Below are 6,613 nucleotides of genomic sequence, written 5' to 3' on the forward strand. Positions count from 1 at the left end.
TTGTATCCACCTATTCCGCTTTAATCAATTTTAACCAGTATTAGCTGCCTTTTTTAACTTCTACACCAGCTACTTTTTCATAGAATTGAACAATTCCGCTATGATCGTCCATAATATGACCATCTGCTTTTAAGCTATGCATAATTTGCTTTAATTGGCTGGTAAGCAGTAAAGGAACATCAAGACTTTGTGCAGTGTCCATAACATTTGTTATATCTTTTAAGTTAATTGCAAGTGTCCCGCCTGGTTTAAAGTCACGATTGAACATCATAGGAGCTTTTGCATCAAGTACCACGCTGCCTGCAAGACCACCACGGATTGCTTGGTAAACTTTTTCTGGATCAGCACCAGCTTTTTGTGCAAGCACTAGTGCTTCAGCTACTGCAGCAATATTTAAGTTAACAATAACTTGATTTGCCAATTTTGCAACCGAGCCGCTGCCATTCGGACCTACAACTGTAATTGATTTCCCCATTGCCAAGAAAACATCTCTAATTTTTTCGACAACCGCTTCGTCGCCTCCAATCATATAGGCCAGAGTTCCATTGATAGCACCAGGTTCCCCGCCACTTACTGGTGAATCAAGGAATGAGCAGCCATGCTTTTCTACAGCTGCAGCAAATTTTTGAGAAGCTACTGGAGATACTGAACTCATATCAACAATAATAGTACCTGGTTTTACGCCGGCTAAGATGCCATCTTCCGCTTCTAAAAGTGACTCGACAATTGCTGCATTCGGCACGATTGTAATAACAACATCACTGCCAGCTGCAAGTTCTTTGGGTGAAACTGCTGCTTTCGCTCCAGCTTCTACTAATGCTTCGACTGCTTTTGCATTGATATCATAAACTGTAGTATCAATACCAGCTTTTAGTAAATTCAACACCATAGGTTTACCCATAATCCCCAATCCAACAAAACCAACTTTTTTCATTTTTTAGCCTCCTTTTTTTATAAAACAGCATACAACATCAGCGGCTGTGATATTTTCTTTGCACTAGGCATATTCCGCAAAACTAGTAATATTGTATGCTCACTTCCACTATTTAGTTTGTTTTTAACTATCAATCAATTGATGTAGTTATTTTTTAACTATAAGAATTGATTTAATATTAGCAAGATTAAATTTACTTGTCAATGATAAATCGTAATATTTTTTCGTAATTAGTATTGCAATAGTTATAATTTTACTTTATGCTAAAAGTCGATACGTTTTTATTCTTTATATCAATAACCTTCCGAGGTGAAACATATGACCAATAAACCGTTTACTGAAATACGTCATAAATACAATACGTTATCGGTAAGTCAAAAAGTAATAGCCGATCATATATTAAATGATCAAAAACATGCCGTTATGGCTACAATAAGCGAACTAGCTAAAAACTGTAATGTAAGTGAAACTACTGTTATGCGTTTTATAAAAAAGTTAGGTTATACTTCTTTTCAAGTTTTTCGTATTGATATGGCACATGAGATTACCGAAATATCGTATGACCAAAAATCCTTGCATAAACTTAAAATCGAAGATGGCTACCAAGATATCAGTGCAGATGATGACGTAGCTACCATTAATCAGAAAGTCATACAATCAGCCTCAATTGCCATAAATGATCTTAAAACTTTAATTGATCCAATATCCATTGAAGCTGTCGTCACACTCTTTACAAGAGCAGATAAATTGCTTTTTTATGGTTCTGGCGGCTCAGATGTCATAGCTCTTGACGCTTACCACAAATTCCTGCGTTTAGGTTTAAATGTAACAACCCACTCAAATTCTCATTTAATGATGATTCAAGCAGCACATCTTTCCCATGCAGATATTGTTGTGCTTATCTCTCATACAGGAGAAAGCCGTGAAGTATTGGAAATTGCAGAAAATGCAAAGAAACAGAACACTAAAATTATTTGCATTACGAGTTATATTAACTCAAGTTTAGCTAAACTTTCTGATATTGCACTATTTAGTTCTACGAATCAGCTCAAATATTATACAGATGCCATGGTTTCTCGCATTCTTCAGCTGGTTATTCTGGATATGATCTTTGTGTCGGTAAGTTTACGGCTTGGTGATATGGGCAAAGATTCAATCTATCGTTCCCGCAAAGCTATTTATGTTGCGAAAAAGCCATTACCTTAACTAAACGATTTTGATCAAACGACTCAGCAAATCTCATATATCCGTTTCTAATCTGATACATTTTTTAACCACCACACTCATGATTCTATTGAAAACTCAGCTTAAGAAAGGGCACATTGAAAAATTTCAATGTGCCCTTTCTTAAGCTGAATCATAAAACTGATACCTAACTCATACTTTGCTCTATGCATTTTATAACTATATACTTTAAAAGTAGTTACTTAACTTTACTAGAATTCAAAGTTAGAAAGGAATGTTAATGGACGAACAATATTATGAAAAAATATTAAATATTAAAACCTCAGGAGAACAAAAAATATTCAATGAATCACCACACTATAATAGATATGAACCTACCGAATACTCTGTATTAGAAATATTATCTAAGCAGTATAAATTAACAGAAGAAGATAATATCGTCGACTTTGGATGCGGCAAAGGAAGGCTTAACTTTTACATCAATCACTTTTTTAATTCCACTGTCACAGGTATAGAAATGAATACCTTCTTCTATAAACAAGCTATCGATAATAAAAAAAATTATTTAAAGAAACATAAAAAGAAAATAAACAAAATCCATTTTGTAAATACCTTTGCAGAAGAATATTATATAAATCCCTCCGATAATAAATTCTACTTCTTTAACCCTTTTTCTATACAAATATTTACAAAGGTTATCGGAAATATTGTAAATTCTATAGAAGGCTATGAAAGAACAGCAGATCTTATCTTGTATTACCCATCCTATGAGTATATATACTTTCTAGAAAGCAGGACTCCCTTTATACTATGGAATGAAATAAAATTACCTTTTTTATATGATAATGATCCACGCCATAATTTGTTCGTGTATAGACTGGATTATAAAACGCATGCTTAATTGAGATCATGCTTTCATTAAACTTATATAAACATTTCTTATAACTAATTATAAATGTAAAAATACTCTTTATATGAAAATTACATAGATGTTGCCATGGAGCGGCTGCATTAACCACCTACCCCATATAAACAGCAAAAAACCCGCGCAATTCGCGGGTTTAATTAAATTTCTTCTCCATATACGTGAATTATGGCTCTAACTCTTGTGTCTGGATCTATTAGAGGATTAGATGGCAGCATCTCCACCGTTAGCGAGTTTCTTAGTTTCTACATTATTAACAGCAGTACCAGTATGGTAAGGGCTTCTTTCATTAACAGTTGGTTGACGTAATTCAATACCTTTTTTAGTCAAAACCTCTCTGCCAACCCAAGGCTTATCAGTGATAATACCATCAACACCCATATCAACTAACATGCCCATTACTTTAGGATCATTTACAGTCCAAGGCACAACTTTCATACCAAGGGCATGTGCTTCACTTACTAATTGAGGGGACAATTCCTCCCAGTATGGGGATACAACGTCAGCACCAATAGCATGAGCCGCTTTTACATAATCGCCATTGAAATCATTAATGTTTAAGCCGCCCAACCAAGGAGATGCTTTCTTTTCACCTTTTTTAAGATAGCAACCTTCTTGACGACCCCACGATTCTTGCTCGCTGGATAAAGCAACAAGAGTAATATTAGGGTTGACCTTTTTCATGATTGAAAGTGTTCTCCAATCGAAAGACTGAAGAGTTACGCGATCTTCCATGTGATATTTTTTAACAATCTCATTTACAGCATTAACAAATTTCTTTGGATCAGGATTGTTTTTATAACCGGGATCCAATGGATCCGCATATGATTTAGTTTCTATATTGAAGCATATTTTGTCATTGCCATAAGAATTAGCTAATTCAAAGACTTCTTCTAAGGTTGGCATTTCAGTACCAGGTACAGATACCTGGGTTTTGCCATGTCCTTCATAATAATCCCCAGCAGCCGGATTCATAGTACCAATATCAAACTGTTTTACTTCAGCCAAAGTCATAGTACGGATATCATACATACCAGCCTTTACATATTGTCCATCAGGACCTTTTGCGATATTTGGATTCATCACAGGATTGTGGCTAATAACGATATGGCCGTCTTTTGTCATTTGCATATCCATCTCCAGGGTAGTTGCCCCCATTTCCATAGCATACGCAAAAGAAACTAGCGTGTTTTCCGGACGAGCATCACGACCGCCACGGTGTGCTTCGAAGTCAAACACATCAAATTTTACTTTTGCATGTGCTGCTTTCATATCAACAATATTTATCCCTGCGGACAATACTGTTGCTGCCAATCCTGCTAATAGAAAACGTTTCCAAGCTCGTTTATTGTTTTTCATACAACACTCTCCTTCTCTTGTAAAAACTACGATGTTTAAATTGTCGCATTATATTGACAATTCAAACATCAGAAAATAACCTATTTTTCAGTAGGAAAAATCACTTATTTTTGCGTAGGAAAAAATCTTACCAGAGACAAGGGGACGGTGGAACTGTCTTTAGTACCTTTTAGGATTTTCCTCTAAGACAATACCACCGTCCCCCTTGATCCATAAATTTCTTCTCCATATACGTGAATTATGGCTCCAGCACTTGTGTCTGGATTCATTCCCCTCCACCGCAGCTATCCCTACTAAACCTTGCAAAAACAACGATATTGATCTACCTTCTAACAGGTCCCCATGTCAAAGACTGTATGATAAATCGTATCGCATCGGAAAATGCCTGGTTATAATAAATCTCCCCTGCAATCCCTTCTTGCAACTTAAATTTATCATGCAATTGCTCTATTTTTTTCATCTCTTCTACTGGCAACGTCTTTGCTAACAATTCTTTTAGCTGCTTAATTTCTTCTTGTGCCCAATAATAATCAGCTGATACATACTCTAGCCTTCTTAACGTATTTTCATTATGAATGCTCCGTACTTCTTGGGTCGCCGTTTCAAAAACACTCATATTCGCAACCCCCGCCACATACTGGGCTACTGCTTAAATAGACTCGACTTTTTCTCTTACCTTCTACTGATACCAATGTATATCCCCCCATCTTCATACTGCATGAGGTTTCTTCTATCCGTATTTGCGGATAGAAGAAATCAACACACAGCCTGTTTAAGAGGGAAATTATGAAGCGCATGCGAGGTCTTTTCAACCTACACATGCGCTTTGTTGCTTCTTGATTGCATGCAGACGCTCAGCCACTGTCAAGGCACGTAATACCTAGTATCCCGAACATACCATCCCTTGTTTTTGGGGAAAGTTCACGGTATAATAAGAATTGTCGTCGTAGACAGGTAACTGTTACGTGTAGGTGCCTATACACCTGCTCGTGCCTAAGAGTGGTGAGACACTCTTAGGACACGGCGACTTTATAATTTCCATCTATTCCTAATTATATTACTTTTCATCTGAATTGCAAGAAAAAAAGCAGAAGGAAAGTCGCAAAATATCTACATACCACGCCTGCAAAGTCAAACTACTTTGCAGGCGTTTTTCAATCATCTCGCCTCTCTTTTCATTGTCGTCGAATTTCTTTTTCTTCTTTTTGAAACTCAATTCTACATTGGCGACAAGTTGCTTTCATAAAGCAAAACCTCCACCTAGTATAGATAGATCTATCTATGTTACTGGAACCATAAAGTGGCCAAAAAAAGAAGCATAACTTGGCCTAAAGTTCTTTAAATAGTGGCTAGTTTATCTTCTTTTATATTCTACATGGAACCATAAATCGGCCGAAAATCAAAAATGGAAGCATAAAACGGCCAAAAGTCTAAAAGCTGTCAATGCCGCTTTGATTTTGTTGCTGAGTAAAAATAAAGTGTTAGACAAACCTCCTTTTAGATTAAGCGATCTTGGATAATTTATTTTTGCTTTCACTAAAAATAGTGTTAGACTAACAAAACTAATTTTAAAAAATCTTTGAAATAAATAATAAAGTATTAGATTGGAGAAATTATAATGACTAACAACGATTCGATCTTTATAAAAATTCACCATCAGGTTGAGTACGATCCTGATAATCAATGTCCAAATGAAGAAACCCCTATACCACGTTGGACATCAAAAATAGACTTCGTTCTAAGAGATGCAACGATAATATTTACGATGTATTTTAAATCTTATTGTACTGCAAAATCTTCTAACATCTTTATTAATAATTTATTAGAGCAAATTATTAAAGAACAGGCTTTTGAGCTTCCTAGCGAAATAATGTGAATGATATTCTAAAAGTGTACCACTTCAAGTCATATTGATATTGAATTAGTTTACCACCTATCATAAAAATCCTGTAGAATATTATCAAATGTTTTGCAGGGAGGAATGAAAGGTGTGATTATTGAGGTGGACATTTATTCAGCGATTCGTGCCCGTTATTCAGATGGAGAATCCATACGCGCCATCGCAAAAGACCTTGGCGTATCAAGACAGACTGTTAAAAAATACTGCGAAGGCGCTACTCATCCAGAAGTGCGAAAAAACTACCAAAGAGAACCTGAAATCATTACTGATACTATCAAAACTTTTATCCTTGGCTACTTTAAAGAAGACG

At 35.8% G+C, this 6,613-nt stretch carries 7 protein-coding genes; 4 read left to right on the plus strand and 3 right to left on the minus strand.

The genetic code is table 11. The features are described 5' to 3' along the window. Nucleotides 1-40 precede the first annotated feature (40 nt). A complete protein-coding gene (garR, locus tag BMZ99_RS13925) occupies nucleotides 41-934 on the minus strand; it encodes a 2-hydroxy-3-oxopropionate reductase (RefSeq protein ID WP_090938334.1) in 894 nt (297 codons plus the stop codon). A 318-nt stretch (nucleotides 935-1,252) separates the two neighbouring features. Between garR and BMZ99_RS13930 the strand changes: the two genes are divergently transcribed. Together BMZ99_RS13930 and BMZ99_RS13935 are read left to right on the plus strand one after the other, a co-directional pair. After that, nucleotides 1,253-2,140, plus strand: coding sequence for a MurR/RpiR family transcriptional regulator (locus BMZ99_RS13930; protein WP_090938337.1), 888 nt, complete (start codon nucleotides 1,253-1,255; stop codon nucleotides 2,138-2,140). Between the two features lie 259 nt (nucleotides 2,141-2,399). After that, complete coding sequence (locus BMZ99_RS13935; RefSeq protein ID WP_090938341.1) at nucleotides 2,400-3,020, plus strand: methyltransferase; 621 nt, start codon at nucleotides 2,400-2,402, stop codon at nucleotides 3,018-3,020. Nucleotides 3,021-3,248: 228 nt separating this feature from the next. On the opposite strand, the gene BMZ99_RS13940 is transcribed toward BMZ99_RS13935, so the two are convergent. Both BMZ99_RS13940 and BMZ99_RS13945 read right to left on the minus strand, forming a co-directional pair. Next, the gene (locus tag BMZ99_RS13940; protein ID WP_090938344.1) at nucleotides 3,249-4,403 is read right to left on the minus strand and encodes a glycerophosphodiester phosphodiesterase; all 1,155 of its coding nucleotides are present in this window, start codon (nucleotides 4,401-4,403) and stop codon (nucleotides 3,249-3,251) included. A 322-nt stretch (nucleotides 4,404-4,725) separates the two neighbouring features. Beyond that, nucleotides 4,726-5,019 carry a hypothetical protein gene (locus tag BMZ99_RS13945; protein WP_090938347.1) on the minus strand — a complete coding sequence of 98 codons (294 nt, stop codon included), beginning with the start codon at nucleotides 5,017-5,019 and terminating at the stop codon, nucleotides 4,726-4,728. Between the two features lie 1,002 nt (nucleotides 5,020-6,021). Here BMZ99_RS13945 and BMZ99_RS13950 point away from each other — a divergent pair. Both BMZ99_RS13950 and BMZ99_RS13955 read left to right on the plus strand, forming a co-directional pair. Continuing rightward, a complete protein-coding gene (locus BMZ99_RS13950) occupies nucleotides 6,022-6,279 on the plus strand; it encodes a hypothetical protein (protein ID WP_090938350.1) in 258 nt (85 codons plus the stop codon). A gap of 105 nt (nucleotides 6,280-6,384) precedes the next feature. Beyond that, nucleotides 6,385-6,613 (plus strand): helix-turn-helix domain-containing protein (locus tag BMZ99_RS13955; RefSeq protein ID WP_139214769.1); only part of this gene is annotated, 229 nt, incomplete at its 3' end.

The sequence above is a fragment of the Pelosinus propionicus DSM 13327 genome (genome assembly GCF_900114615.1).
GTDB lineage: Bacteria > Bacillota > Negativicutes > DSM-13327 > DSM-13327 > Pelosinus > Pelosinus propionicus.

Bases quoted from the DNA above. Each gene is read 5' to 3' on its own strand.
- garR (WP_090938334.1), bottom strand. From the start codon at position 934: ATGAAAAAAGTTGGTTTTGTTGGATTGGGGATTATGGGTAAACCTATG.
- BMZ99_RS13930 (WP_090938337.1), top strand. From the start codon at position 1,253: ATGACCAATAAACCGTTTACTGAAATACGTCATAAATACAATACGTTA.
- BMZ99_RS13935 (WP_090938341.1), top strand. From the start codon at position 2,400: ATGGACGAACAATATTATGAAAAAATATTAAATATTAAAACCTCAGGA.
- BMZ99_RS13940 (WP_090938344.1), bottom strand. From the start codon at position 4,403: ATGAAAAACAATAAACGAGCTTGGAAACGTTTTCTATTAGCAGGATTG.
- BMZ99_RS13945 (WP_090938347.1), bottom strand. From the start codon at position 5,019: ATGAGTGTTTTTGAAACGGCGACCCAAGAAGTACGGAGCATTCATAAT.
- BMZ99_RS13950 (WP_090938350.1), top strand. From the start codon at position 6,022: ATGACTAACAACGATTCGATCTTTATAAAAATTCACCATCAGGTTGAG.